Source organism: Geodermatophilus sp. CPCC 206100 (assembly GCF_048569675.1).
In the GTDB taxonomy this organism is placed as follows: Bacteria; Actinomycetota; Actinomycetes; order Mycobacteriales; family Geodermatophilaceae; genus Geodermatophilus.
The window spans coordinates 73505-98928 of record NZ_JAQISV010000021.1 but is presented as its reverse complement, the minus strand read 5'-3'; the positions used below and the strand labels follow the sequence as shown (position 1 = coordinate 98928).

The following is a 25424-nucleotide window of genomic DNA, read 5'->3' as shown; positions in this document are numbered from 1 at the left end:
GATAGCGTTCGCGGGTGCAGCTACGCATCTTCACCGAGCCCCAGCAGGGCGCCACCTACGACGACCTGCTCGCCGTCGCGCGGCGGACCGAGGAGACCGGGTTCGACGCCTTCTTCCGCTCCGACCACTACCTGGCGATGGGCGGGGACGGCCTCCCCGGGCCGACCGACGCCTGGGTCACCCTCGCCGGCCTCGCCCGGGAGACCAGCCGCATCCGGCTCGGCACGCTGATGACGGCCGCGACCTTCCGGCTGCCCGGTCCGCTGGCGATCTCGGTGGCCCAGGTCGACCAGATGAGCGGCGGTCGCGTGGAGCTGGGCATCGGCGCCGGCTGGTACGAGGAGGAGCACCAGGCCTACGGCATCCCGTTCCCTGAGCTCGGCGAGCGCTTCGACCGCTACGAGGAGCAGCTGGCGGTCATCACCGGGCTGTGGGGGACGCCGCCGGGGGAGACGTTCGCCCACGAGGGGCGGTACTACCGGGTCAGCGGGTCGCCGGCGCTGCCGAAGCCGGTGCAGGAGGGCGGGATCCCGATCCTCGTCGGTGGCCGCGGCCGTCGCCGGACGCCCCGGCTGGCCGCCCGGTACGCCGGGGAGTTCAACGTGCCCTTCGCGTCGGTCGAGGACAACGCCCGGCTGTTCGCCGGGGTGCGCGAGGCGTGTGCGGAGGCCGGCCGCGACCCGTCGTCCCTGGTGTACAGCTCCGCGCTGGTGCTGTGCGTCGGCCGGGACGAGGCCGAGCTGGCCCGCCGGGCCGCCGCCATCGGGCGGGATGCCGGGGAGCTGCGGGCGCACGGTGCCGCCGGAACGCCGGCCGAGGTGGTCGACACGCTCGGCCGCTACGCCGAGGCGGGCGCGTCGCGGGTGTACCTGCAGGTGCTCGACCTCGCCGACCTGGACCACCTGGACCTCGTCGCCGCGGAGGTGGCACCCCAGGTCAGGTGACCGGCGCGCGCCCGCGGGGACCTCGACCTGAGGTGGAGGTCGAGGTCCCCGGCCGGGCCAGGAACCCGGTGGACCGCCGGAGTAGGCTGAGGCCGTGACCGGGCGGTTCCTCCTCCACCGGCCGCGCTGACGCCCTCTCCACGGCCGGCGCGGCGACCCCTCCTGTGCGAGGGGTTTTTTGATGTCCGCCCCCGGCACCCGCGACCCAGGAGCACCCCGTGAGCCAGCCCGCCAGCCCGCCGATCACCGATCCCACCGGCGACGGCGTCCCGCCGCACCGGTACACGCCGGCGCTGGCGCAGCGGATCGAGCTCGCCTGGCAGGACCGCTGGGAGGCCGAGGGCACGTTCCACACGCCCAACCCGTGCGGCCGGCTGAGCGAGGGGTTCGAGCGGGTCGCCGGCCGGCCCAAGTTCTTCGTGATGGACATGTTCCCGTACCCCTCGGGCGCCGGCCTCCACGTCGGACACCCGCTGGGCTACCTGGGCACCGACGTCACCAGCCGGTTCCGCCGCATGGACGGCGACAACGTGCTGCACCCGATGGGCTACGACGCCTTCGGCCTGCCCGCCGAGCAGTACGCCGTCCAGACCGGGCAGCACCCGCGGGTCACCACCGAGGCCAACATCGCCGCGATCAAGGCCCAGCTGCGCCGCCTGGGCGTCGACCACGACGACCGCCGCAGCTTCGCCACCATCGACCCGGGCTACTACAAGTGGACCCAGTGGATCTTCCTGCAGCTGTTCGGCAGCTGGTTCGACGACGCCGCCGGCAAGGCCCGCCCGATCGACGAGCTGGTGACCGAGCTGGACGCCGGCACGCGGCAGCCCGTACCTGGCACCAACCCGTCGGGCCGGCCGTGGGCCGAGCTGTCCGACGTCGAGCGGCGGACGGTCGTCGACGCGCACCGGCTGGCCTACCTGCACGAGGCGCCGGTCAACTGGTGCCCCGGCCTGGGCACGGTGCTCTCGAACGAGGAGGTCACCGCCGACGGCCGGTCGGAACGCGGCAACTTCCCCGTGTTCCGGCGTCCGCTCAAGCAGTGGATGATGCGGATCACCGCCTATGCCGACCGGTTGATCGACGACCTGGACCGGATGGACTGGTCGGACTCGCTGAAGCTGATGCAGCGCAACTGGATCGGCCGCTCGACCGGTGCGAAGGTCCGCTTCGCCGCCGGCGCCGAGACGATCGAGGTCTTCACGACCCGGCCCGACACGCTGTTCGGCGCGACCTACATGGTGCTGGCGCCCGAGCACCCGCTCGTCGGGACGCTGACCGCGGACGCGTGGCCGGACGGCACCGACCCGCGCTGGACCGGGGGAGCGGCCACGCCGGCCGAGGCCGTGCGGGAGTACCAGCGCCAGGCGTCCCGCCGTTCCGAGCTGGACCGCCAGGACACCGGCCGGGAGAAGACCGGGGTGTGGCTGGGCATCACCGCCGTCAACCCGGTGAACGGCCGCGAGCTGCCGGTGTTCATCGCCGACTACGTGCTGACCGGCTACGGCACCGGCGCGATCATGGCCGTCCCCGGGGAGGACACCCGCGACTTCGAGTTCGCCGGGGCCTTCGGGCTGCCCGTGGTCCGCACCGTGCAGCCGCCGGCGGACTTCGCGGGCGGGGCGTACACCGGCGCCGGCCCGATGATCAACTCGTCGAACGACGAGGTCTCGCTGGACGGCCTGGACAAGGCCGCCGCGATCGCCCGCATGACCGAGTGGCTGGTGGCGAAGGGCCACGGCGAGGCGACCACCACCTACAAGCTGCGCGACTGGCTGTTCAGCCGGCAGCGCTACTGGGGTGAACCGTTCCCGATCGTCTACGACGAGCACGACCTGCCGGTCGCCGTTCCGCAGTCGATGCTGCCGGTGCTGCTGCCGGAGGTGGACGACTACTCGCCGAAGACCTTCGCCGACGACGACGCCGAGTCCGCGCCGGAGCCGCCGCTGTCCCGCGCCACCGACTGGACGACGGTCGAGCTGGACCTGGGCGACGGGCCGCGCACGTACCGGCGTGAGACCAACACGATGCCCAACTGGGCCGGGTCCTGCTGGTACTACCTGCGCTACCTGGACCCCGGCGACGACGAGCGCATGGTCGACCCCGAGCTGGAGCGCTACTGGCTGGGCCCGCGCGGGGACGGCGACGTCGGCGGCGTGGACCTCTACGTCGGCGGTGTGGAGCACGCGGTGCTGCACCTGCTGTACGCGCGGTTCTGGCACAAGGTGCTGTTCGACCTGGGGTACGTCTCCAGCGAGGAGCCGTTCCGCCGGCTGGTCAACCAGGGCTACATCTCGGCCCACGCCTACACCGACGAGCGGGGCTTCTACGTGCCCGCCGCCGAGGTGGAGGAGAGGGACGGCCGGTTCTTCCACCAGGGCGCCGAGGTCAACCGCGAGTACGGGAAGATCGGCAAGAGCCTGAAGAACATGGTCACGCCGGACGAGATGATCGGCGCCTACGGGGCCGACACGTTCCGCGTGTACGAGATGTCGACCGGCCCGCTGGAGCAGTCCCGGCCGTGGGAGACCAAGGCGGTCGTGGGGTCGCAGCGGCTGCTGCAGCGGATCTGGCGCGTGGTGGTCGACGAGGAGACCGGCGCGGTCCGGGCGGCCGAGGACGTGCAGCCGTCGGAGGAGACCCTGCGGGCGCTGCACAAGACGATCGACGGCGTGCGGGACGGCATGGCGACGCTGCGGTTCAACATCGCGATCGCCCGGATCACCGAGCTGACCAATCACCTGACGTCGGTGTACGGCGCGGACTCACCGGTCCCGCGGTCGGTGGTCGAGCCGCTGGTGCTGCTGGTCGCGCCGCTGGCCCCGCACATCGCCGAGGAGTTGTGGTCGCGGCTGGGCCACACCGAGTCCCCGGCGTGGGCGCCGTTCCCGGCCGCGGACGCGCGGTGGCTGGTGGAGGACACGGTGCAGGTCGCCGTCCAGGTCAACGGCAAGGTGCGGGCGCAGGTGACGGTGCCGGCCGACGCCGACGCCGCCGCGCTGGAGGCCGCCGCCCGCGCCGACGAGAAGATCGCCGGCCACCTGACCGACCGGACCGTGCGTCGCGTCGTCGCCGTGCCGGGGCGGCTGGTCAACTTCGTCCTGGGCTGAGCCAGGACCTCGCTGCCCCCACCGCTCGGTGTGCGGCCCCGCCCCGGCCCCCGGGACGGGGCCCCTGCAGCGAGGTCGTCAGGCGGGGACGGGGGACAGCACCCGCCGCATCGCGGCCTCGACCGGGTCGATCGCCTCCGCGACGGGGACGTCGCGGCCCAGTTCGGTGGTCAGGGACGTGGCGCCGGCATCGACGATGCCGCACGGGATCATGTTGCCGAACGCCGACATGTCGGGGTCGCAGTTGAGGGCGAACCCGTGCATGGTGACACCCCTGGCCACGCGGACGCCGATCGCGGCGACCTTGCGGTTCGGACCCCGCTGGTCGGCCCGCACCCACACACCGCTGCGCCCGTCGACCCGCTCGGTCGCCAGCCCCAGGCCGGCGCACACGTCGATGAGGGCCGCCTCGAGGCGCCGCACGTGGGCCACGACGTCGACGGGGTCGGCCAGCCGGACGATGGGGTAGCCGACCAGCTGCCCCGGCCCGTGCCAGGTGATCTTGCCGCCGCGATCGACGTCGATCACCGGCGTGCCGTCGAAGGGTCGCTCGTGCGGCTCGGTGCGCTTCCCGGCCGTGTAGACCGGCGGGTGCTCCAGCAGGAGGAGGGTGTCCGGAGCGGAGCCGTCCACCACGCGGGCGTGCAACTCGCGCTGCCGTGCCCACGCCTCCTCGTAGTCGACCAGACCCAGCCGCAGGACCTCGAGCGCGCTCACGGTGACCAGCCTAGGCCCGGCGTTCCGGCAGCCGCCGCGGCTCGATGCGGCTCTCCACCGCGCTGCCGTCGGGCCCCCGCTCGACGCGGTGGGCCCCGGCGTCGGGCCGGTCGGCGACGGCCTCCACCAGGTCGGTGCCCCGGTACACCAGCCCGACGCCGTCGTCGGTGGCGTGACCGCCCGGGAGCGTGCCGTCGGCCACCAGCCGGTGGTAGAGCGGGCGCCGCTGCTCCTCCGAGTCGTAGTGGACGCCGTTGGACGTGGGGATGAGCCCCAGCCCGTTGGTCACCGGCCGGAGGTCCGGCCCGAAGGAGTCGGTGGTCCCGCCGACGTGCCAGCACAGCGACCCGGCGGACACCCCGCCCAGCACGACCCCGGCTTCCCAGATCTCGCGGAACACCTCGTCGAGCCCGTGCACCCGCCACACGGCCAGCAGGTTGGCCACGCTGCCCCCGCCGACCCAGACGACGTCCTGGGACAGCAGGTGCGCGCGCAGGTCCGGAACGGTCGGCATGGGGAAGAGGCTGAGGTGGCTGACCTCGACGCGGCTGCCGGCGAAGGCGCCGTAGACGCCGGCCACCCGGACGGGGTCGTCCCCGGTGGCCGTGCCGAGGTAGCACAGCCGGGGCCGCTCGGGAGCCCCGGCCAGCTCCACCGCGAGGTCGAACACCGGACCGGGCGTCCAGTCGTAGGGACCGCGGCCCCGGGAGCGGAACCCCATGCTGGTCGCCAGGATGGTCGGTGCGGACGCGGGCACGGTCAGGCAGCTCCTCGGTCGGTGGGCCGCAGGGCGCGCAGGACGGCGCGGGCGGCGCGGGCGCCGCTGGCCATCGCGCCCTGGATGGACGGCGTGTCGCGGTGGTCCCCGCAGACGTACAGACCGCCGCCCAGGTCCACCGGGCGGCGCAGCTGCAGCGGAGGCAGCGCCGCGGGCTGGGCCCGCGGCACGGTCAGCGAGGTCAGGTGGTCGAGGTCGGCCGCGCCGACCCCGTGCAGCGCGGCCACCTCGTCGCGGACCTCGGCGGCGGTGGTGGGCAGCAGGCTGGAGCTGGCGACCAGGGCCCGCCCGTCCCGGCTGTAGGCGGGCTGGGCGTCGGTCAGCACGACGCTGTTCACCAGCCGGCCGGAGGGGGTGCCGAGCACGATCAGCGGGGACGGCCACGGCGAGGAGGGCAGGACGTGCAGGTGGGTGGTGACCTGCCGGGGTGCGGTCGCGGTCAGGCCCGGCACGAGCCCCGCGGCCGTGTCCGCGTCGGTCGCGACGACCACGGCCTCCGCCCGGACGGGACCGGCGGTCGTCGTCACGGCGTCACCCGCGACCGACGTCGCCCGCACGCCCAGGTGCACCCGGCCGGCCCCCACCCGCGCGGCCAGCTGCTCGCCGACCGCCTGCATGCCGCGGGCCGGGAGGCCGATCGCGCCGCGGGCGAAGCTGCGCCACAGCAGGTCCAGGTACCGGCTCGAGGTCTCCAGCCGGTCCTCGAGCAGGACCCCGGCGAGGAACGGCCGGAAGAGGCGTTCGAGCGCGGCGTCCCCGACCCCGGCCGTGCGCAGCCGCTGCTCGGCCGAGACCTCCCGGGCCCGCAGCAGGCGGTCGACGGGTGTGTACCCGGCGTGCGCGGAGTACGCCGCGATCGCCGCCTTGCGCAGCGGTGAGCCGACGGGAGCGTGGAGCGTGGCGGGCAGGCCGGCCGGCCGGCGCCGCGGGTCGACGAGGCGGTGGGCGTGCCCGTCCACGCGGAGGACCGCCCCGGGCCAGAACCACCCGAGCTCCAGCGCGGGCAGGTCGAGGTCGGCCGCGCGCGGATAGCCGGTGTTGAGGACCTGGAAGCCGCGGTCGACGACGAACCCGTCCACCCGCTCGGTCGCCAGCCGTCCACCCGGGTGGTCGGCCGCGTCGAGGACGTGGACGTCGCAGCCGGCCGCCGCCAGCCTCGTCGCCGCCGACAGCCCCGCGAGCCCGGCGCCGACGACCACGACCTCGGCACGGGGAGGCAGCGACATGGCTCCGAACCTAGGCCGACCGGCGCCCGGTCACCTGTCCGGTCCGGAAGCTGTGGACGGCATCGCCCCCTGTGGACGACGGGAGCGGCCCGCGTGGCGGAGCGCCTACGGTGCCCAGCCATGTCGACCCACGAGCCCTCCGACGTCCCCGTCGTCCCCGGGTACCGCCTGGAGGAGCTGCTGGGTCGCGGTGGGTCCGGCGAGGTGTGGCGGGCGGTGCCGCGCGCCGGCGGCCCGCCGGTGGCGGTCAAGGTGCTCGTCGCGGGGGACCCGGAGCGGCAGGCGCGCGAGGCGGCCCTGCTGGGACAGCTCGACCACCCGCACCTGGTCCGGCTCGTCGAGGTGGTCCACCAGCCCCGCCGTGGCGCTCCGCCGCGGGTCGCCCTCGTCCTGGACCTGCTCGCCGGGGGCAGCCTCGCCGCCCTGCTGCACCGGAGGGGACGGCTGCGCCCGGGGGAGGTGGTCACGGCCATCGCCCCGGTGGCCGCCGCGCTGGCGCACGCCCACGAGCACGGCGTCATGCACGGCGACCTGTCGCCCGGCAACATCGTGTTCACCGCCGAGGGGCGCCCGGTCCTGACCGACCTGGGGGTCGCCCAGGTGCTGGGGGAGGCCGCAGCAGAGGAGGTCACCCCTGCCTACGTCGACCCGACGGTGGCCCGCGGCGGCGCACCGGGGCCGGCCTCCGACGTCTTCGGGGTGGCTGCCGCGGCCTTCCACGCGCTCACGGGGGTCGCGCCCTGGAACGCGGCCACCCCGGCAGACACCCTGCGGGTCGCAGCCGACGGATCCCTCCCCGACCTCGCCGGGCTGGCCCCCGGCGCCCCCGCGGAACTGCTGGAGGTCGTCAGCCGGGGGCTGGCGCTGGATCCGCACGAGCGCGGCTCGGCTGCGGCGTTCGCCCTCGACCTGCGGCACGCCTGCCGGCCCGAACCCGTGCGGCTGCCGGCTCCGGGCGTCCTCGACGCGGACCTCGCCGGGACCGGCCGGGGCCCGCGCACCGAGCTCACGCACCAGGTCCCCGGTCGGCACCGTCCTCCGGACTCGCCGCCGGCGCCCGGTGGCCGCCGCCTCCGGCTCCCGGCCGGCCTGCCAGCCGTGGCGACCCGGCGCACCGCTGCCGTGGCAGCCGCCGCCGTCGTCCTCCTCGCAGTGGTGTGGCTCGGCGGATGGTGGGCCGAGACCGGCGCGGCTCCCCGCGCCGCGGAGCTGGCCGACCGCGCGGCCAGCACCCCGCGGACGTCCCCACCACCCGAGCCGGCTCCGGCTCCCCCAGTGGAGGACGAGGTGGGGGAGAACTCGGCGGAGGCGTGGACGGACCGCCTCACCGAGCTCTACGGGCGCCGGGCGGCCGCCTTCCGCACGGGGTCGGCGGACCTGCTCGAGGAGGTGCACGCCCCTGGCAGCCCGCTGCTCGACGCGGACCGGGTGACCGTCGCGGGGCTGGTCACGGCGGGGGAGACCCTGCGCGGCTTCACCCCGGCGGTGCTGCGGGCGACCGTGGTGGACGGCGGTGCGGTCGAGGGACGGGTGACCCTGCAGGTGGTCGACACGTGGCCGGCCTACGAGGTCGTCCCGGTCGGTGCACCCGAGGGGCCGGCGCGGCGGTCGGTCGACGCCCGCGGCGAGGCCGAGGTGCGGATGACCCTGGTGCTCGGTGACGGCGGGTGGCGGCTGGACTCGGCGGAGCGGACCTCGTGAGTCAGGCGCGGGACAGCGCCGCGCGGAACGCGTCGTCCAGGTCCGGGTGGACCCAGTCGTACCCGGCCTCCGTCAGCCTCCGGGGGAGGGCCCGTTGACCGGCCAGCACACCCGTGCGGCCGAACTCCCCGAGGGCGAGGGAGAGGGCCACGCGGGGGACCGGCAGCACCGCGGGCCGGCGCACGGCGCGGCCCAGGCGGCGCGCGAACTCGGCGTTGGTCACCGGCGTCGGAGCGGTGAGGTTGACCGGACCGGCGACGTCGGCGGTGAGCAGGAAGCGGATCGCCGCCACCTCGTCGTCGAGGCTGACCCAGGGCCAGTACTGCTCCCCGCTCCCCATGCGGCCGCCCACTCCGGCGCGGAAGACCAGCCCCAGGATCTGCATGAGGGGGGCGCCGCGTCCGACGACGAGGCCGGTCCGCAGGTGCGTCACCCGGACCCCGGCCTCGGCCGCGGGGGCGGTGGCCGCCTCCCACTCGGTGCACAGGCGGGCGAGGAAGTCGGTGCCCGGTGGGCTGTCCTCGTCGACGGCCCGGGCGCCGGTGTCGCCGTAGAAGCCGACGGCCGAGGCCGACAGCAGCACGCGCGGGCGCGAGGGGTCGGCGCGGAGCGCGTCGGCGAGCGCCTCGCTCACCGTGCTGGTCGCTTCCAGCCGGCTCGACCGCAACTGCTGCTTGTAGCCGGTGGTCCACGGCCGGGGACGGATAGGGGTCCCGGCGAGGTTGATGACCGCGTCCACGTCGGGCAGCAGCGCCGGGTCGATCCGACGGTGCTGGGGGTCCCACCGGTGCTCGTCCGCCGTTCGCGGCGTGCGGCGGACCAGCCGCAACACCTCGTGCCCGTCCGCCCGCAGCGCCGGCACGAGCCGGGCTCCGATCAGCCCGGAGGAACCGGTGACCGCGACCTTCATGTGTCTCCTCGGCTCAGCCCCGGACGGGTCGTGCGCGATCGGGGCCCCGGCTGCTGCCGGGGCCCCGATCGGAGCGGATCAGGCGAGTCCCACCTCGCCGTGGAACTGCCCGGCTTCCAGTCGCTCCTTCACGGTGGTGAGGAAGCGGGCGGCGTCGGCCCCGTCGACGATCCGGTGGTCGTAGGTGAGCGCCAGGTACACCATCGACCGGACGGCGATCACCTCACCGAGATCGGGGTCCTGCACGACGACGGGACGCTTCACCACGGTGCCGGTGCCGAGGATCGCGACCTGCGGCTGGTTGATGATCGGCGTGTCGAACAGCGCCCCGCGGCTGCCGGTGTTGGTCAGCGTGAAGGTGCCGCCGCCCAGCTCGTCGGGCGTGACCTTGTTGGTGCGGGTCCGCTCCGCGAGGTCGGCGATCTTGCGGGCGATGCCGCCCAGGCTCAGGTCGCCGGCGTCCTTGATGACCGGCACCAGCAGGCCGCGTTCGGTGTCCACCGCGACGCCGAGGTTCTCGCTGTCGTGGTAGGTGACCGTGCCGGCCTCGAGGTCGAGCGAGGAGTTCACCGCCGGATGGGCCTTGAGCGCCTCGACCGCGGCCTTGGCGAAGAACGGCAGGAACGAGAGCTTGACGCCCTCGCGCGCCTCGAAGTCCCGCTTGGCCCGGTCCCGCAGCCGCGCGATCGCCGTGACGTCCGCCTCGACCACCGTGGTGAGCTGGGCGCTGACGGCGAGCGACTCCACCATCCGCCGGGCGATCACGGTGCGGAGGCGGGAGAGCTTCTCGGTGCGGCCCCGCAGCGACGTGTCGGGCATGGCGGCCGGCGAGGGCTTCGGCGCGGTGCGGCCGGCCTGGCTCGGCGCGGCCGCGGGAGCCGGCGCGGAGGCGGCCTCGGCGGCCGCCAGAACGTCCTGCTTGCGGATCCGGCCACCGACACCGGTGCCGCTCACCGACGAGAGGTCGACGCCGTGCTCGGCGGCGAGCCGCCGCACCAGCGGCGTGACGTACTGACCGCCTCCGTCGCCGGCGGGCTGCTGGGCCGGCGCCGACGGCGCCGCCGGTGCCTGGGGGGCGACCGCAGCGGCGGGCGGGGGCGCGGACGTCGGGGACTTGGTGGGCAGCGCACCGCTGGAGCCGTAGTCGGCGCCCGGGGTCTCGGAGGCCGGCTTGGCCGTCGACGGCTCCTCCGGAGCGGCCGGGGCCGGAGCGGCCTGCGCGGGGGCGGCCTGCTCGGGAGCGGCCTGCTCGGGAGCGGCCTGCGCGGGTGCCGGCGCGCCACCACCACCGGCGGCGCCGGTCCCGATGACGGCCAGCTGAGCGCCGACCTCGACCGTCTCGTCCTCGCCGACGGTGATCTCCAGCAGGGTGCCGCTCGCCGGCGCCGGGATCTCGGTGTCCACCTTGTCGGTGGAGACCTCGAGCAGCGGCTCGTCGGCGGACACCTCGTCACCCACGGACTTCAGCCAGCGGGTGACCGTGCCCTCGGTGACGCTCTCGCCGAGGGCCGGCATGGTCACCGGGGTGCCCGCCCCGCCACCCTGGCCGCCGCCGCTCTGCCCACCGTCCCCCTGCCCGCCGTCTGCGGTGGCCGGTGCGGGGGTCTCGGCGGCGGGGGTCTCGGCGGCGGGGGTCTCGGCGGCGGGGGCCGGCTGCGTCTCCGGCTCGGGAGACCGGCCCGCGTCCTCGACCTGCTGGGCGGGGGTCTGCGGGGTGGTGTCGGCGTCCTCGGCCGACGCGGGGCCACCCCCGCCGCCACCGGCGCCGTCCCCGCCGATGACGGCGAGCTCGGCGCCGACCTCGACCGTCTCGTCCTCGGAGACGAGGATCTTCGTCAGGACGCCGGCGGCCGGCGAGGGGATCTCGGTGTCGACCTTGTCGGTCGAGACCTCGAGGAGGGGCTCGTCGACCTCGACCTGCTCACCCTCCTGCTTGAGCCAGCGAGTGACCGTGCCCTCGGTGACGCTCTCGCCCAGGGCGGGCATGGTGACGGACGTCGGCATCGGGGGAGGGCTCCTTCTCGCGGGGGGTGGGTGGGGGGTCGAGCGGGATCAGCCGTGCACGTGCAGGGGCTTGCCGGCCAGCGCGAGGTGCGCCTCGCCGAGGGCCTCGCTCTGCGTCGGGTGCGGGTGGATGAGGCTGGCGACGTCGTCGGCCTCGGCCTCCCAGTTGTAGATGAGCTGGGCCTCGGCGATGAGCTCGCCGACCCGGCTCCCGACCATGTGCACGCCGACGATCGGCCCGTCCACGGCCTGGACCAGCTTCACCGCGCCGGCCGTCTTGAGGATCTGGCTGCGGCCGTTGCCCCCCAGGTCGTAGACCAGGGTCTCGACCTCGCCGTAGCGCTCCTTGGCCTGCGCCTCGGTGAGGCCGACCGAGGCCACCTCCGGGTCGGAGTAGGTGATGCGCGGGACCCCGGCGTAGTCGATGGGGGCCGGGTTGAGACCGGCGAGCCGCTCGGCGACGAGGATGCCCTCGCCGAACCCGACGTGGGCCAGCTGCAGGGTGGGGATGAGGTCGCCGACGGCGGAGATGGTGGGGACGTTGGTGCGGCAGTACTCGTCCACCAGGACGTAGCCGCGCTCCATGGCCACCCCGGCCTCCTCGTAGCCCAGCCCCTGGCTGACCGGCCCGCGCCCGACGGCGACGAGCAGGACCTCAGCCTCGAACTCCTTGCCGTTCTCGAGCGAGACCTTGACGCCGTTCTCGGTGTTCTGCACGCCGGAGAAGCGACTGCCGAGCTCGAAACCGATCTTGCGGCGGCGGAAGGCGCGCTCGAGCAGCTTGGAGGAGGCCTCGTCCTCGAGCGGGACCAGGTGGGGGAGGGCCTCGATGATGGTGACGTCGACGCCGAAGGACTTCCATGCGCTGGCGAACTCGCACCCGATGACGCCGCCACCCAGGATGATCGCCGAGGCCGGCACCCGGTCCATGTTCAGCGCGTGGTCGCTGGTGATGACCCTGGTGCCGTCGACCTCGAGGCCGGGCAGCGACCGGGCGTAGGAGCCGGTGGCCAGCAGGACGTGCTTGCCCTCGTAGCGCTGACCGTTGACCTCGACGGCGGTGGGGGACACCAGCCGCCCCTCACCCTCGACGTAGTTGATCTTGCGGCTCTTGATCAGGCCCTGCAGACCCTTGTAGAGCCGGGAGACGACCCCGTCCTTGTAGCCGTTGACCCCGTCCATGTCGATGCCGGCCAGCGAGGTCTTGACGCCGAACTGCTCGCCCTCGCGGGCCAGGTCGGCGACCTCACCGGCGTGCAGGAGGGCCTTGGTCGGGATGCAGCCGCGGTGCAGGCAGGTGCCACCGACCTTGTCGCGCTCGACGAGGACGACGGACATGCCGAGCTCGGCCGCACGCAGTGCGGCGGCGTAGCCACCCGAGCCACCACCGAGGATGACCAGGTCGGCAGGCGTGGTGGGTGCGCTCACGAGTTCTCCTCGATGCAGGGGCCCGTCTGCGTTCACGCGGGCGGGGGAACGTCCACGTTCATCCTGCCACTCCGGGAACCGGGCGGCCGGGGGTGCCGTTGCCAGCGGGTGTCGCGGCCGCGCGGCTGCTGGGGACGGGAGCGGACATGGGACTGTGGGGTCGCCTGCGGGGACGTCAGTCCCCGACCGACAGCCGGGGCACGCTCGACCGCGGCGCTGCCCGGGCCGACGTCAGCCACCTCGAGCAGTTCGTCGCCACCCGCCGCGGCGTGGAGGGCTACGTCGAGCCCCGCACGGCGGTCACCGAGACCACGATCGTGCTGGTCGCTGCGGACGGGGAGTGGACCCGGCGCCGGATCGACGGCCCGGACACCGCGCGCCGGCTGTCCCGGGACCTCGGCATCCCGGTCTACGACGCACAGGTCACCGGCTATCCCCAGCGGATGCGAGACTGGGACGAGAACCACCGGCCCCCCACGACTCGCTAGCTCGTCGCGGGCCCCTGCCGGCGGCCCTTCCAGGACGTCACGACGTGGCGATCAGGTCCTCGATGGTCGCCAGCAGGGTCCGGACCGGCACGCCGGTGCCGCCCTTGGGCGTGTAGCCCCACGGGGCGCCGGTGTTGTAGCTGGGCCCGGCGATGTCGATGTGCGCCCAGGGCAGGCCCTCGGGCACGAACTCCGCGAGGAAGTGGGCACCGACGAGCATGCCGCCCATCCGGTCGGCGTTGGCGTTGACGAAGTCCGCGACCGGCGAGTCGAGCCCCTTGCGGAGTTCGGCGGGCATCGGCATCGGCCACATCGACTCACCGCTGCGCAGCGAGGCGGCGACCACGGCGTTGCGGAGCTCGTCGCTGCCCATCACGCCCGCGGTGCGCGAGCCGAGCGCCACCAGCTGGGCGCCGGTCAGCGTCGCGGTCTCCAGGAGGTAGTCGGGGGAGTCCTCGGCCGCACGGGAGATCGCGTCGGCGAGGACGACGCGGCCCTCGGCGTCGGTGTTGGTGATCTCCGCCTTCTTGCCGTTGCGGAAGGTGACGACGTCGGCGGGGCGGTAGGCGGTGCCGCTGGGCAGGTTCTCGGCGATCGGCACGGTGGCGGTGACCTCGACGGGCAGCCCGAGGTCGGCGACCAGGCAGACGGTGGCGATCACGGCCGCGGCACCGGCCATGTCGCTCTTCATGTCCTCCATCTTCAGCGCCGGCTTGATGGAGAGCCCGCCGCTGTCGAAGGTGATGCCCTTGCCGACCAGGGCGATCTTCGCGCGCGCCTTCTTGCCGCTGTAGGTCAGGCGCAGCAGCCGCGGCTTGCGCACCGAGCCCCCGCCCACGGCGAGGATGCCGCCGTACCCGCCGGCGGCGAGCGCGTCCTCGTCCAGCACCTCCACCGAGAGGCCGGCCTTCTTCCCGGCGGCCGCGCCGCGGTCGGCGAGCTCGGCGGGGAAGAGGTCGTTGGGCGGGGTGTTCACCAGGTCGCGCACCAGGGTCACCGCGTCGGCGACGGCGCGCGCACGGGCCAGCGGTGCCCGCGCGTCGCCGGCGTCGGGGACGACGACGGCGAACTCCCGCGGCGGGGTCGGTCGGCCGGCCGGCAGGTCGGACTTGTAGGCGGTGAACTCGTAGGCGCCCAGCAGGCTGCCCTCGCCCACGGCGTGCAGGCGGGCAGCGTCCGGCGTCCCGCCGACGGCGGCCAGCAGCGTGACGACCGAGCTGCGGCCGTTCAGCGCGCGACTGGCCGCACCGGCGGCCCGGCGCACGGCCTCGGTCCCGTAGCCGCCGGCCGCCTCCGGGGCGCCGAGCCCCACGGCCGCCACCACCGGGAAGGGGCCCTGCCCGAGGCTGGCCACCCGGGTGACCTCGTCGGCTCCGCCACGCGCACCCAGGTCGGCCAGCGCCGGCAGGAGGCGGCCGCCCAGCAGTCGGTCCACGGCCTCCGCGCCGGGGGTGGGCAGCAGGCCGTGGGGGCCCTTGCCGATCCCGACGACCACGGCGTCGGCGGAGAGCTTCTCGAGCGGGCGGTCGGTGGCGGTGATCGGCGGCGGCACCGCTCGATCCTAGAAGGACCCCCCGCCCCCACCGTCCGCCAGCTCACGGCGGGCCCCGCCGAGGCGCCGCCCGGTGCCGCGAGGAGGGCTAGCGTGCCGGACGTGACCCCGCTCACCTCCCCCCTCCACGAGAGGCACGTCGCGGCCGGCGCCAAGCTGGCCGACTTCGGGGGTTGGTCCATGCCGATCGAGTACGCCGGTGGAGGCGTGCTCGCCGAGCACGCCGCCGTCCGCACCGGCGTGGGCCTGTTCGACGTCTCCCACCTGGGAACGGTGACCGTGCGCGGGGTGGGGGCCGCCGCGTTCGTCGACGCCTGCCTGACCAACGACCTCGCCCGGATCGGTCCGGGGCAGGCGCAGTACACGATGTGCTGCCTGCCCGACGGCGACCCGCGGGCCGGCGGGGTGGTCGACGACCTCCTCGTCTACCTGCACGGACCCGACGACGTCCTGCTGGTGCCCAACGCGGCCAACGCCGATGACGTCGTCGCCCGGCTCACCGACGCCGCGCCGTCCGGGGTCACCGTCGTCGACCGGCACACCGAGATCGCCGTGCTCGCCGTCCAGGGGCCCAAGTCGGCGCAGGTGCTGTCCTTCCTCGGGCTGCCGGGCGAGCTGCCCTACATGTCGTTCGTGACCGGAACCGGCGGCGGCTCGGCCGAGGTCACCGTCTGCCGCACCGGCTACACCGGGGAGCACGGTTACGAGGTGCTCGTCGAGGCAGCGCCGGCCGCCGAGCTCTGGGACGTCCTGGTCGACGTGGGCTCCGACGAGGGGCTGCGGCTGTGCGGCCTCGGCGCCCGGGACACCCTGCGCACCGAGATGGGCTACCCCCTGCACGGCCACGAGCTGTCGCACGACATCACGCCCAACCAGGCCCGCGCCGGCTGGGCGGTGGGCTGGGACAAGCCGGCGTTCTGGGGCCGCGAGGCGCTGCTGGCCGAGCGGGAGCGGGGCCCGGACCGCCTGCTGTGGGGACTGCGGGCCACGGGCCGGGGGATCCCGCGCCCGGGCATGGCGGTGCTGGACGGGGAGGGCCACCGCGTCGGGACCGTGACCAGCGGCACCTTCTCGCCGTCCCTGCGGACCGGGATCGCGCTGGCGCTCCTGGACGCCGTCGCCGGCGCGGTCGAGGGCGCCGAGCTCGCCGTCGACGTGCGCGGGCGGCCGCAGACCGTGGAGGTCGTGCGGCCGCCCTTCGTGCCCTCGCACGTGCGATGAGGCCTAACGGTTCTTGCGCGTCGGGTCCTTGTCCTCCTTGGACGGCACCGGCTTGTCGGGCAGCGTGTCGGCCACCACGGCGTTCCGCTCGCCCATGGGCACGGGGGCGCCGGAGGTGGTGTCCTGGGCGGTCTGGTGTTCGGCCTCGGCGTTGATCTCCGCGCCGAGGAGCACCAGGTAGCAGGTCAGGTACAACCACAGCATGAGGACGATGACGCCGGCGATGGCGCCGTAGGTCTCGTTGTACGACCCGAAGTTGTCCACGTAGAAGGCGAACCCGACGCTGACCACCGCCCACACCAGCGTGACGACGATCGAGCCGATGCTGACCCACCGCAGCCGGGGGGAGTCGCGGTCCGGCGCGACGCGGTAGACCACCGCGAGCCCGCCGGCGAACACCCCGAGCAGCAGCACCCACCGGACGACCTGGGCCAGCACCGTGCCCACCACGCCCAGCGGGAGGTCCTCGAGCACCGCCGGGACGATGGCGACCAGCGTGATCGTGATGAGGACGAAGACGATCGCGCCCAGCGTCAGCCCCAGCGAGGTCGCCCGGAGCTTGATGAAGTTCCGGGTCTCCACCTCGTCGTAGGCGATGTTCACCGCGGTGATCAAGTTGCTCACGCCGCCGGAGGCGCTCCACAGCGCGGCGAGGATCGACACGATGAGCCCGACCGTGAGCGCGCCGCCGCTGTTGCTGGTGATCGAGGTCAGCTGCTCGGTGAGGATCTCCTGCGCGCTCTCGGGCAGCTGTGCCGAGACCGACTGGATCTGCTCGGTCACCTCCTCCGGCGAGGCCACCAGGCCGTAGATCGAGATGGTCGCGATCAGCGCCGGGAAGATGGCCAGGAAGGCGAAGAAGGCGACGCCCCCGGCGATGATCGGCATGTTGTCGGCCTTGTTCTCCGCCCAGGCCCGCTTGACGATCTGCTGCCAGCCGCGCAGCGGGATGGCGGTGGGCTTCTCCGCCGTGATGCCCGGCAGCTGCCGCTCGCTCAGCGCCCCGGCAGCCGACCCGTCGGCGGCACCGACCGAGTCCGCCGAGGCCGCGCGCTCGGCCTCCGCCTGGGCCGCCGCGCGCCGGGCGGCCTTCTCCTCGACCCGCTCGCGGATGCGATCGACGGCGCTCTCGTGGTGTCGGGTCCCGGACACGTCAGTCGCCGGGCCAGCTGCCGGTGAGCTTGGTGAAGCCCTGGGCGCCGAGCCGGTCGATGGCGGCCTTGGTCGCCGCGAAGATGGCTCCCTGCAGCGCGGCGGCCAGCACGATCTCGCGCATCCGGTACTCGCTCTGCAGCGCGTCGGGGGCGTCCTCCTCGTGGGAGACCCGCTTCCACACCTGCTTGAAGATCGTGCCGGAGACCACGCCGGCGAGGATGCCGCCGAGCAGACCGATGGGGCGGTAGGCCAGCTTGGCTCCCTTGCTGCTCACTTCGTCCTCCTCGCGGTCCTGCGGGCCGTGCGGGCGGTCTTCGCCGTCGACGTCCGCGCCTTCGCCGCCGACTTGCGAGCCTTCGCAGCGGCCTTGCGGGTCTTGGCCGCGTTCTTCGCGGCGGCCTTGCGGGCCTTCGCCGTCTTCTTCGCGGCGGCCTTCTGGGCCGCCGCGCGGCGGGCGGCGAGGGCCTTGGCCTCGCGCTTGGCGGCGCGCTTGGCCCGGCGGCTGTCCCGGGTCCGCCGCCGCCAGACGAGCAGCCCGAGGAGGGCGGCCACGCCCGCGCCGGCGCCGATGACGGCCGGCGGGCTCTCCTTGTAGGTCTCGACGGCGGTGTCGCGGGCGCGGAAGGCGCCCTCCTTGGCCCGCGCGGGGACGTCGAGCCGGTGGGACAGCTCGTCGACCGTGCGGCCGAGCTGCTCGCGGGTGGCCTCGATCTCGGCCTTGATGGCGTCGGGGTCGTTCGGGGCGCCGTTGCCGGCGGCACTCGAGCTGCTGGGCGTGCTCACCGGCGTGCACTCTCCTTCACGGTCGCGATGTCGGCCTTGGTGCTGGCGATCGCCTCGGTCGGGACCGGCGGCGACCCCTTCTCGACGTCCTTCTTGCCCACGAGGGCCAGGACGCCGGCGATGGCGAACAGCACGACGGCGACGATCAGCGCCGCGAGCCAGGCGGGCAGCGCGAGGTCGAGCAGCAGGATCGCCGTCGCGACGAGGGTGGCCAGCCCGAGGAACGCGAACAGGCCGGCCCCGCCGAACAGGCCGGCGCCGACGCCGAGCCGCTTGGCCTTCTGGGTGACCTCGGCCTGAGCCAGTCGGGCCTCGTCACGGACGAGGCGGGAGATCTGCTCGGTGAGCTGACCGATCAGCTGACCGGTCGAGGCGTCCTCCGGCGGAGGAGGTGGTGCGGCCGCACGGCTGGCACCCGCGGTGGTGGGCTGGGTCATCGGTCCTCCGGTCCCTGGTCTGGGGGTTCGAGGACGTGACATGCCCGCTGCGACCCGTGCGATAACCCGACGCAGGTCACACCTGCCGAACGGGGGCGAGGCGGCCACTAGCCTCGTCGCATGAGCTGGTACTGGCGGCTGGAGGACCCCTCGGGGGCGGAGGTCGACCCGGCGTCGGTCGGCGTGGTGCTCGCGGAGTCGGACAACCAGGGCGACGCGGAGTCCTGGCTGGGGGAGCACTGGCGCCTGCTGCTCGAGCGCGGGGTGGCCACCGTGACGCTCTTCGACGGCGACAGCGAGGTCTACGGCCCGATGGGCCTGGCCGCCACGTAGGCCGGTGGCGGCCAGGCCGGGCTCACCCGCGGGCGGTCTTGGCGGGGTCGCGCTCGACGACGTCGCCGAGGACCTCGTCGATGCGGGCCAGGATTGCGGGCTCGAGGGTGACCCCGGCCGCCGCCACGTTGTCCTGCACCTGCTCCGGGCGGCTCGCCCCGATGATCGCCGCGGCCACGTTCTGGTTCTGCAGCACCCAGGCGACGGCCAGCTGCGCCATGGACAGGCCGAGGTCGTCGGCGACGGGGCGCAGCTGCTGCACCCGGGTCAGGACGTCGTCCCGCAGGAAGCGCCGGATGGAGCCCCCGGCCTCCTCGTGAGCGGCACGGCTCCCGCTCGGCGGCTGCTGCCCCGGCTGGTACTTGCCGGTGAGCACGCCCTGCGCCAGCGGCGACCAGACGATCTGCGAGATGCCCTGCTTCTCGCTGGTCGGCACGACCTCGTCCTCGATGACCCGCCAGAGCATCGAGTACTGCGGCTGGTTGCTGATCAGCTGGATGCCGAGGTCGCGGGCCAGCTCGGCGCCGGCGGCGATCTCGTCGGCCCGCCACTCCGAGACGCCGATGTAGAGGACCTTCCCCGCCCGCACCAGGTCCGCGAAGGCGGTCATCGTCTCCTCCAGCGGCACCGTCGGGTCGTAGCGGTGCGCCTGGTAGAGGTCGACGTAGTCGGTCTGCAGCCGCCGGAGGGAGGCATGGCAGCTCTCGATGACGTGCTTGCGGCCCAGGCCGCGGTCGTTGTGCCCGGGGCCGGTCGGCCAGTAGACCTTGGTGAAGACCTCCAGGCCCTCGCGGCGCTGACCCGCCAGCGCGCGGCCCAGCACCGACTCGGCGCGGGTGCCGGCGTAGACGTCTGCGGTGTCGAAGGTCGTGATGCCCGCGTCGAGGGCGGCCCGCACACAGGCGTGGGCGGCGTCCTCCTCGACCTGCCCGCCGTGGGTCAGCCAGTTGCCGTAGGCGATCGCCGAGATGGAGAGGCCGGAGCGGCCGAGTCGTCTGGATTCCACGGAGCCGACGTTAGTGCGAGGCCGTCAGTCGGCCCCGGCGCAGGGTCCCGCGCCGAGCGTGCGAGGCGGGGGGTCCTCTCTCAGACCTCGGCGCCCAGCCGGACCTCGGGCTTCGGGAACCGCCAGCGGCGGACCATCGTGGACCGGCTGATGCCGTACCAGACCAGGCCGCGCATCCGGTGGTCCCCGTCGGGGAAGCGCTCGAGGACCTTGCGCTTGATCCGCCGGCCCAGCACGAAGGAGTCGGCGATGATCACCAGGAAGAACAGGAACCAGAGGAAGACGGTGTAGCTCTGCACCGCGGGACTCGGGATGAAGTAGCCGATCAGCACCAGCCCGGCGACGACGAGGAAGAAGCTGCCGGCGTTGCGCCGGGCGTCGACCACGTCGCGCACCAGCTTCCGGACGGGGCCGCGATCGCGGGCGGGCAGGTGGCTGTCGTCGCCCCGGAGCCCACCGGCGCGGGCGGCGACGCGGCCGGCGGCCTGCTGCTCCCGCATCCGCTTGTAGGCCTCCTTGCGGGTGGTGGGAGGCGGCGGGGGCGGGCCCGGACGGCGTCCCTGCGCCTCGGTGCGCTTGGGCGTGGGACGGCCCTTGCCGCCGGTCTTGACCAGCTGGACGGCGGCGTCGTCGGCGGGGGCGGACGCGGCCTCGGCACGGTCCCGGCGCCCGGGCAGGCGGAGCTTCACGCACCCGAGTCTACGGGTGACCTCGGCCGTTCCCCGCTCTCCGCGGAGGTTCTCCGCCGTACAGTGGAAGAGGACCCGCTCCGGCGGTGTTTGCCTGGAGCAGGACGTGCCGCTCCCGGCACCCTCGAACGTGGGAGGACTACAGACATGACGGTGCAGGACACCGGAACGACCGGCGTCATCCTGAGCGACCCGGCTGCCGCCAAGGTGAAGGCGCTGCTGGACCAGGAGGGCCGCGACGACCTGCGGCTGCGCATCGCCGTCCAGCCCGGCGGCTGCTCGGGCCTGCGCTACCAGCTCTTCTTCGACGAGCGGTTCCTCGACGGCGACCAGACGTACGAGTACGGCGGCGTCGAGGTCATCGTGGACCGGATGAGCGGGCCCTACCTCGGCGGCGCGACGATCGACTTCGTCGACACCATCGAGAAGCAGGGCTTCACGATCGACAACCCGAACGCAGGCGGCTCCTGCGCGTGCGGCGACTCCTTCCACTGAGGGAGGAGACCCCCTGCAGGGGGTCGACGCGACGGTGCCCCGGTCCCTCCTCTGAGGGACCGGGGCACCGTCGCGTTCAGAGCCGAACGGGGTAGACCGTCTCGGGGATGTCGGGCTTGATCCGCTGCTCGACGAAGATCCCGTGCCAGACCATGAAGACCAGCACCTCCCACACCTGGCGGGCGATCCGCTTGCTGGGCACGTCGGCCGTGCGCAGGCGGTCGAGCAGGTCGAGGACGTGGCCGCGGTCCAGCCACTCGTCGGTCTGGCTGTCGGTGACGATGTCGCGGGCCCACTGGTGCAGCGGGCCGGCCAGGAAGTCCGCCGTCGGCACCGGGAAGCCCAGCTTGCGCCGGTTCAGGATGGGCGCCGGGACGATCTGCTCCATGGCGCGGCGCAGCGCGTACTTGGTCGCGTCACTCCCGCGCGGCACCCGCTGGTCCAGCGGGATGGTGCTGGCCAGCGCGAAGACCTCCGGGTCCAGGAAGGGCACCCGGAGCTCCAGCGAGTTGGCCATGGTCATCTTGTCGGCCTTGACCAGGATGTCGCCGCGCAGCCAGGTGAACAGGTCGACGTACTGCATCGCCGTGACGTCGTCGTAGCCGGCCTCGCGGGTCTGCCGGTAGAGCGCCTCGGTGACCGTCACGTGGGACAGGTCGGTGTCGTGCCCGCGCATCAGCTGCGCGAGCTCCGCCCCGGAGAAGTTGCGGGCGTTGCCGTAGTACCGCTCCTCGAGCGGGATCGAGGCGCGCCGCAGCAGGTCCTTGCCGCGCATCCCGTCGGGCAGCCGCTGCGACAGCGCCGCCATCCCGCGCTTGGCGAACCCGGGGAAGCGCTGCGCCCAGGCCAGGCTCAGCGGCTCCCGGTAGATCGTGTAGCCGCCGAAGAGCTCGTCGGCGCCCTCGCCGGAGAGCACCACCTTGACGTGCTTGCGGGCCTCGCGGGCCACGAAGTACAGCGGCACGAGCGCGGGGTCGGCGACCGGGTCGTCGAGGTACCAGACGACCTCGGGGATCGCCGCCGCGAACTGCTCGGCGGTGATGACCACCGGCACGTGCGCCACCCCGAGGGTGGCCGCCGACTCCGCGGCGATGTCCACCTCGGACGTCGACTCGCGCTCGAACCCGACGGTGAAGGTCATCAGGTCGGGGTTGTAGCGGTGCGCCAGGGCCGCGATCGCGGTCGAGTCGATGCCGCTGGACAGGAACGAGCCGACGGTGACGTCGGCGCGCATGTGCTTGGCCACCGACTCGTCGAGGGCGGCCGCGATCCGGTCGTAGAGCTCCTGCTCCCGTCCCGCCGGCACCGGCTGCGGGCGGAAGGTCGGGTGGAAGTAGCGGCTGGTGTGCAGCTCGCCGTCCACCACCGTGAAGCTGGTGCCGCTCTCGATCCGCCGGATGCCGCGGTGCAGCGTGGCCGGCTCGGGCACGTACTGGAGGGTGAGGTAGTGCTGCAGCGAGGCGGGGTCCACCCCGCCCGCGGCCTCGCTGCCGCCGAGCATCTCGAGGACGGCCTTCTTCTCGGAGCTGAAGACCAGCCCGCCGTCGGCCAGCCGGGCGGTGAACAGCGGCTTGATGCCGAACGGGTCGCGCGCGCCGAACGCCGTCCGGGTCGCGGTGTCCCAGATGACGAACGAGAACATCCCCCGCAGCCGGCGGACGACGTCCTGCCCCCACAGGTGGTATCCGGCGACGATGGTCTCGGTGTCGCCGTGGGTGCTCAGCTGCGCGCCGGCCGCGGCCAGCTCCTCGCGCAGCTCGACGTAGTTGTAGATCTCGCCGTTGAACAGGATGCGGTAGCGGTCCTGCGCGTAGGGGAGCGGCTGGGGGCTGCCCTCGACGTCGATGATCGACAGCCGGTTGAAGCCGAGGACGACGCGCGAGTCCGCCCAGACGGCGGTGTCGTCCGGGCCGCGGTGGTGGAGGCAGTGCAGTGCCTCCTGCACACCGGAGACGTGGGAGTCGCCGACCCGGTCGGCGTCGGTGGACAGGTATGCCAGCAGGCCGCACATGAGGCGCAGGTCTCCGGGGGGTCGGTTCGTGTCCCGGCTCGGAGCCGGGACGGGGTCAGACGCGCTCGCCGGCGCGGGTCTTGCGGGTGGCGATGCGCTCGGCGACGAAGGACAGGATCGGGACGGTGCCCGCCAGCAGCACGAGGACCGCGCCCTTGAGGGTCCACCGGGCACGCAGGGCCAGGTCGCAGGCGACCAGGAAGAAGATGAAGTAGAGCCAGCCGTGCAGGGTGCCGATGACCGCGACCGGCTGGTCGAGGTCGGCGGCGTACTTCAGCGGGACGGCCACCAGGACCAGGGCGATCAGCAGCACGCCGACGACCCAGGCCATGACCCGGTACCGCAGCAGCGCGGCGGGGATGCCCTGGCCGACGCGGCGGGCCAGGGCGCGGGGGAGCGTGCTGGTGCCGCCGGACGGTTCAGCGGTCACGGTTCCCCCGCTGGCCCAGCGCCTTCTCGTTCAGCTCGGCGAGGTAGGCGTTGTAGGCGGCGAGCTCGGGATCGCCGGTGGTGTCGATGCGGGGGCGCTGGTACAGCACCAGGGAGGCGCCCGGCTCGTCGGCGTCGGGGTCGCGGTGCATCTCCTCGCGGCACATCTTGACGTAGAACCACAGGCCCAGGAAGCCGTAGAGCGGCCACTGCAGGGCGTAGCTCCAGTTCACCGCGCCGCCGCCGGCCTCGGCCTTGGTCAGCTGCCAGTACCCGAGGAAGAACGTGGCGACGAACAGCGCCGCCACCACGAGGTGCGCGAGCACCCACCGGGGGGTCAGCAGCCGGGAGAACACGGCCCCGACTGTAACCGGCGCAGCCCGGAGTCCGGGCTCCCCGGTGAGGCGGCTCACCGCCGCGGCCGGCCTGTTCCGGCGCGGCGGCGGGGCCGGGGGAGGGCTGCGCGAGGGTGCCCGCGCCGCGACCCGCCGGGGGCCCGTCTCCGGTGGTCGGCCGCCCTGCGGGGTCGGCTAGTCTCGCCCCAGACTGTGGTCGGCGCAGGAGCCGTCTGCCGGGCCCCCGGCTGGCGGTCGCCGGGAGGACCGTCCGGGACGTCCGGACGGAGGACGAGGAGGCAGCGAGCAGTGGCTCGAGGCAGCAGGCTCGCGCGGGTCGCCGCGCTCGGTCTCCTGGGGGCGGTCGCTCTCACCGGGTGCACGCCGAACAACGAGTTCTGGCGTTGGGGCTGGCCCGACGGCATCACCGACGAGTCCGTCGACATGCGCAACCTCTGGATCTGGTCGGTCATCGCCGCGCTGGTGGTCGGCTTCGGCGTGTGGGCCCTGATCCTCTGGTCGGTCGTGCGCCACCGGAAGCGCAGCGACGAGCTCCCGAAGCAGACGGCGTACAACCTGCCGCTGGAGATCGTCTACACGATCATCCCGTTCATCATCATCGCCGTCCTGTTCTTCTTCACGGTGACGGTGCAGAACCGCGTCCAGGACCGCAGCGAGGACCCCGACGTCACCATCGCGGTCAACGCCTTCAAGTGGAACTGGCAGTTCGTCTACCCGGAGACCACCGGGGACGACGGCGAGCCGGTCAACACCGTCGGCAACAGCGAGGAGATCCCGATCCTCGTGCTGCCCACCGATCGCACCATCCGGTTCGAGCTCGCCTCGGCCGACGTCATCCACTCGTTCTGGGTGCCGGAGTTCCTCTTCAAGCTCGACGTCATCCCGGGCAACGAGAACGGCCGGGACAACGTCTTCGAGGTGACCGTCCGCGAGGAGGGCGCCTTCGTCGGGCGCTGCGCCGAGCTGTGCGGCACCTACCACGCGTACATGAACTTCGAGGTGCGCGCGGTCTCGCCCGAGGACTACGACGACTACCTCGCCGCGCGCGAGTCCGGGCTGAGCACCTTCGACGCCCTGGAGAGCATCGGCCAGCCCGGGGAGTCCCAGTCCACGCAGGCCTGGGACCTCGTGGACGACGCCCAGCAGGCCGATGGCTGACCGGCGACCCGCACACGCACTCCACACCACGCAGCAGGAGGGACGGCCGTGAAGGTCGAGGCGCTCATCTTCAACGGCATCGCGGTGTTCTGCCTCATCGCGGCGGTCGTGTACGGCGTGTGGTCCCGTGAGCCGATCGGCACCACGGCGCTGGTGCTGTCCGGCGGGCTGACGCTGCTCATCGGCGGGTTCTTCTGGTTCATCTCGCGCCGCATCGACGCCCGTCCCGAGGACCGCAAGGACGCCGACATCGCCGACGGCGCCGGTGAGCTCGGCTTCTTCAGCCCGAGCAGCTACTGGCCCTTCGCGCTGGCGGCCTCCGCGGGTCTGATGGGTGTGGCGCTGGCGTTCTTCTACGCGTGGCTGATCCTGCTCGCGGCCGCTGCGCTGCTCATCACCATCGGCGGGCTGCTGTTCGAGTACTACGTGGGGCAGAACGCGCACAGCTGAGCCCGGCTCCGCCTCGGTCGAGGGCCCCTCCCCGCTCAGCGGG

25 protein-coding genes are annotated in these 25424 nt (G+C 73.8%); 9 read left to right on the top strand and 16 right to left on the bottom strand.

Translation table 11 applies throughout. From position 1 onward, the window contains the following. The first annotated feature begins 14 nt into the window (after positions 1 to 14). Together PGN05_RS12215 and leuS are read left to right on the top strand one after the other, a co-directional pair. A complete protein-coding gene (locus PGN05_RS12215; protein WP_419752816.1) occupies positions 15 to 944 on the top strand; it encodes an LLM class F420-dependent oxidoreductase in 930 nt (309 codons plus the stop codon). A gap of 218 nt (positions 945 to 1162) precedes the next feature. After that, positions 1163 to 4054: a leucine--tRNA ligase gene (leuS, locus tag PGN05_RS12210; protein WP_419752815.1), complete on the top strand. Its 2892-nt coding sequence runs from the start codon at positions 1163 to 1165 to the stop codon at positions 4052 to 4054. A gap of 78 nt (positions 4055 to 4132) precedes the next feature. Here the strand turns inward: leuS and lipB are convergent, their stop codons facing one another. Genes lipB through PGN05_RS12195 form a run of 3 tightly spaced genes read right to left on the bottom strand, consistent with a single transcriptional unit; the run spans position 4133 to position 6775 of the window. Beyond that, positions 4133 to 4771 carry a lipoyl(octanoyl) transferase LipB gene (gene lipB / locus PGN05_RS12205; protein WP_419752814.1) on the bottom strand — a complete coding sequence of 213 codons (639 nt, stop codon included), beginning with the start codon at positions 4769 to 4771 and terminating at the stop codon, positions 4133 to 4135. 10 nt (positions 4772 to 4781) lie between these two features. Then, positions 4782 to 5528 (bottom strand): Type 1 glutamine amidotransferase-like domain-containing protein, encoded by a 747-nt coding sequence (locus PGN05_RS12200; RefSeq protein ID WP_419752813.1) that lies wholly within the window; start codon positions 5526 to 5528, stop codon positions 4782 to 4784. Between the two features lie 2 nt (positions 5529 to 5530). After that, a complete protein-coding gene (locus PGN05_RS12195; protein WP_419752812.1) occupies positions 5531 to 6775 on the bottom strand; it encodes an NAD(P)/FAD-dependent oxidoreductase in 1245 nt (414 codons plus the stop codon). A 120-nt stretch (positions 6776 to 6895) separates the two neighbouring features. Here PGN05_RS12195 and PGN05_RS12190 point away from each other — a divergent pair, with 120 nt between their 5' ends. Further along, entirely contained in the window at positions 6896 to 8476 is a 1581-nt protein-coding gene (locus PGN05_RS12190; protein ID WP_419752811.1) for a serine/threonine-protein kinase, read from the top strand. 1 nt (position 8477) lies between these two features. On the opposite strand, the gene PGN05_RS12185 is transcribed toward PGN05_RS12190, so the two are convergent. The 3 genes from PGN05_RS12185 to lpdA all read right to left on the bottom strand — a co-directional run bounded on the left by PGN05_RS12185 (position 8478) and on the right by lpdA (position 12818). Then, on the bottom strand, positions 8478 to 9386 hold the full coding sequence (locus tag PGN05_RS12185; RefSeq protein ID WP_419752810.1) for a TIGR01777 family oxidoreductase: 909 nt from the start codon (positions 9384 to 9386) through the stop codon (positions 8478 to 8480). 78 nt (positions 9387 to 9464) lie between these two features. Next, on the bottom strand, positions 9465 to 11390 hold the full coding sequence (gene sucB / locus PGN05_RS12180; protein WP_419752809.1) for a 2-oxoglutarate dehydrogenase, E2 component, dihydrolipoamide succinyltransferase: 1926 nt from the start codon (positions 11388 to 11390) through the stop codon (positions 9465 to 9467). 48 nt (positions 11391 to 11438) lie between these two features. Continuing rightward, the gene (lpdA, locus tag PGN05_RS12175) at positions 11439 to 12818 is read right to left on the bottom strand and encodes a dihydrolipoyl dehydrogenase (RefSeq protein WP_419752808.1); all 1380 of its coding nucleotides are present in this window, start codon (positions 12816 to 12818) and stop codon (positions 11439 to 11441) included. A gap of 146 nt (positions 12819 to 12964) precedes the next feature. Between lpdA and PGN05_RS12170 the strand changes: the two genes are divergently transcribed. Further along, positions 12965 to 13306 carry an oxidoreductase gene (locus tag PGN05_RS12170; RefSeq protein ID WP_419752807.1) on the top strand — a complete coding sequence of 114 codons (342 nt, stop codon included), beginning with the start codon at positions 12965 to 12967 and terminating at the stop codon, positions 13304 to 13306. 37 nt (positions 13307 to 13343) lie between these two features. Here the strand turns inward: PGN05_RS12170 and PGN05_RS12165 are convergent, their stop codons facing one another. Next, positions 13344 to 14858: a leucyl aminopeptidase gene (locus PGN05_RS12165; protein ID WP_419752806.1), complete on the bottom strand. Its 1515-nt coding sequence runs from the start codon at positions 14856 to 14858 to the stop codon at positions 13344 to 13346. Positions 14859 to 14960: 102 nt separating this feature from the next. On the opposite strand from PGN05_RS12165, the gene gcvT reads away from it, so the two are divergent. After that, a complete protein-coding gene (gene gcvT / locus PGN05_RS12160; protein WP_419752805.1) occupies positions 14961 to 16079 on the top strand; it encodes a glycine cleavage system aminomethyltransferase GcvT in 1119 nt (372 codons plus the stop codon). A 3-nt stretch (positions 16080 to 16082) separates the two neighbouring features. Here the strand turns inward: gcvT and PGN05_RS12155 are convergent, their stop codons facing one another. Genes PGN05_RS12155 through PGN05_RS12140 form a run of 4 tightly spaced genes read right to left on the bottom strand, consistent with a single transcriptional unit; the run spans position 16083 to position 18454 of the window. After that, entirely contained in the window at positions 16083 to 17231 is a 1149-nt protein-coding gene (locus PGN05_RS12155; protein WP_419752804.1) for a YihY/virulence factor BrkB family protein, read from the bottom strand. A gap of 1 nt (position 17232) precedes the next feature. Continuing rightward, positions 17233 to 17508 carry a DUF4235 domain-containing protein gene (locus PGN05_RS12150; protein ID WP_419752803.1) on the bottom strand — a complete coding sequence of 92 codons (276 nt, stop codon included), beginning with the start codon at positions 17506 to 17508 and terminating at the stop codon, positions 17233 to 17235. Then, positions 17505 to 18017 (bottom strand): DUF3618 domain-containing protein, encoded by a 513-nt coding sequence (locus PGN05_RS12145; protein WP_419752802.1) that lies wholly within the window; start codon positions 18015 to 18017, stop codon positions 17505 to 17507. Before PGN05_RS12145 ends, PGN05_RS12150 begins: the two co-directional genes overlap by 4 nt. After that, on the bottom strand, positions 18014 to 18454 hold the full coding sequence (locus PGN05_RS12140) for a phage holin family protein (RefSeq protein WP_419752801.1): 441 nt from the start codon (positions 18452 to 18454) through the stop codon (positions 18014 to 18016). Before PGN05_RS12140 ends, PGN05_RS12145 begins: the two co-directional genes overlap by 4 nt. Positions 18455 to 18574: 120 nt before the next feature. On the opposite strand from PGN05_RS12140, the gene PGN05_RS12135 reads away from it, so the two are divergent. Beyond that, positions 18575 to 18787: a hypothetical protein gene (locus PGN05_RS12135; RefSeq protein ID WP_419752800.1), complete on the top strand. Its 213-nt coding sequence runs from the start codon at positions 18575 to 18577 to the stop codon at positions 18785 to 18787. A 22-nt stretch (positions 18788 to 18809) separates the two neighbouring features. Here PGN05_RS12135 and PGN05_RS12130 read toward each other — a convergent pair whose 3' ends face one another. Then, positions 18810 to 19793: an aldo/keto reductase family protein gene (locus tag PGN05_RS12130; RefSeq protein ID WP_419752799.1), complete on the bottom strand. Its 984-nt coding sequence runs from the start codon at positions 19791 to 19793 to the stop codon at positions 18810 to 18812. Positions 19794 to 19873: 80 nt separating this feature from the next. Then, positions 19874 to 20482, bottom strand: a complete 609-nt coding sequence (locus PGN05_RS12125) for a DUF3043 domain-containing protein (protein ID WP_419752798.1) — start codon at positions 20480 to 20482, stop codon at positions 19874 to 19876. 147 nt (positions 20483 to 20629) lie between these two features. Between PGN05_RS12125 and PGN05_RS12120 the strand changes: the two genes are divergently transcribed. Then, positions 20630 to 20977: a HesB/IscA family protein gene (locus PGN05_RS12120; RefSeq protein ID WP_419752797.1), complete on the top strand. Its 348-nt coding sequence runs from the start codon at positions 20630 to 20632 to the stop codon at positions 20975 to 20977. A 76-nt stretch (positions 20978 to 21053) separates the two neighbouring features. Here the strand turns inward: PGN05_RS12120 and asnB are convergent, their stop codons facing one another. Genes asnB through PGN05_RS12105 form a run of 3 tightly spaced genes read right to left on the bottom strand, consistent with a single transcriptional unit; the run spans position 21054 to position 23773 of the window. Next, the gene (gene asnB, locus PGN05_RS12115; protein WP_419752796.1) at positions 21054 to 22988 is read right to left on the bottom strand and encodes an asparagine synthase (glutamine-hydrolyzing); all 1935 of its coding nucleotides are present in this window, start codon (positions 22986 to 22988) and stop codon (positions 21054 to 21056) included. A 55-nt stretch (positions 22989 to 23043) separates the two neighbouring features. Continuing rightward, positions 23044 to 23418: a DUF3817 domain-containing protein gene (locus tag PGN05_RS12110; protein WP_419752795.1), complete on the bottom strand. Its 375-nt coding sequence runs from the start codon at positions 23416 to 23418 to the stop codon at positions 23044 to 23046. After that, positions 23408 to 23773 (bottom strand): metalloprotease, encoded by a 366-nt coding sequence (locus tag PGN05_RS12105; RefSeq protein WP_419752794.1) that lies wholly within the window; start codon positions 23771 to 23773, stop codon positions 23408 to 23410. Before PGN05_RS12105 ends, PGN05_RS12110 begins: the two co-directional genes overlap by 11 nt. A gap of 288 nt (positions 23774 to 24061) precedes the next feature. Between PGN05_RS12105 and coxB the strand changes: the two genes are divergently transcribed. After that, complete coding sequence (gene coxB / locus PGN05_RS12100) at positions 24062 to 24931, top strand: cytochrome c oxidase subunit II (protein WP_419752793.1); 870 nt, start codon at positions 24062 to 24064, stop codon at positions 24929 to 24931. A gap of 48 nt (positions 24932 to 24979) precedes the next feature. Next, the gene (locus tag PGN05_RS12095; protein WP_419752792.1) at positions 24980 to 25381 is read left to right on the top strand and encodes a cytochrome c oxidase subunit 4; all 402 of its coding nucleotides are present in this window, start codon (positions 24980 to 24982) and stop codon (positions 25379 to 25381) included. Positions 25382 to 25424: the final 43 nt, after the last annotated feature.

Coding starts and splice junctions, on each gene's coding strand:
- asnB (WP_419752796.1), bottom strand. CDS start 22,988: ATGTGCGGCCTGCTGGCATACCTGTCCACCGACGCCGACCGGGTCGGC.
- PGN05_RS12140 (WP_419752801.1), bottom strand. CDS start 18,454: ATGACCCAGCCCACCACCGCGGGTGCCAGCCGTGCGGCCGCACCACCT.
- PGN05_RS12190 (WP_419752811.1), top strand. CDS start 6,896: ATGTCGACCCACGAGCCCTCCGACGTCCCCGTCGTCCCCGGGTACCGC.
- sucB (WP_419752809.1), bottom strand. CDS start 11,390: ATGCCGACGTCCGTCACCATGCCCGCCCTGGGCGAGAGCGTCACCGAG.
- PGN05_RS12120 (WP_419752797.1), top strand. CDS start 20,630: ATGACGGTGCAGGACACCGGAACGACCGGCGTCATCCTGAGCGACCCG.
- PGN05_RS12195 (WP_419752812.1), bottom strand. CDS start 6,775: ATGTCGCTGCCTCCCCGTGCCGAGGTCGTGGTCGTCGGCGCCGGGCTC.
- PGN05_RS12170 (WP_419752807.1), top strand. CDS start 12,965: ATGGGACTGTGGGGTCGCCTGCGGGGACGTCAGTCCCCGACCGACAGC.
- PGN05_RS12185 (WP_419752810.1), bottom strand. CDS start 9,386: ATGAAGGTCGCGGTCACCGGTTCCTCCGGGCTGATCGGAGCCCGGCTC.
- PGN05_RS12135 (WP_419752800.1), top strand. CDS start 18,575: ATGAGCTGGTACTGGCGGCTGGAGGACCCCTCGGGGGCGGAGGTCGAC.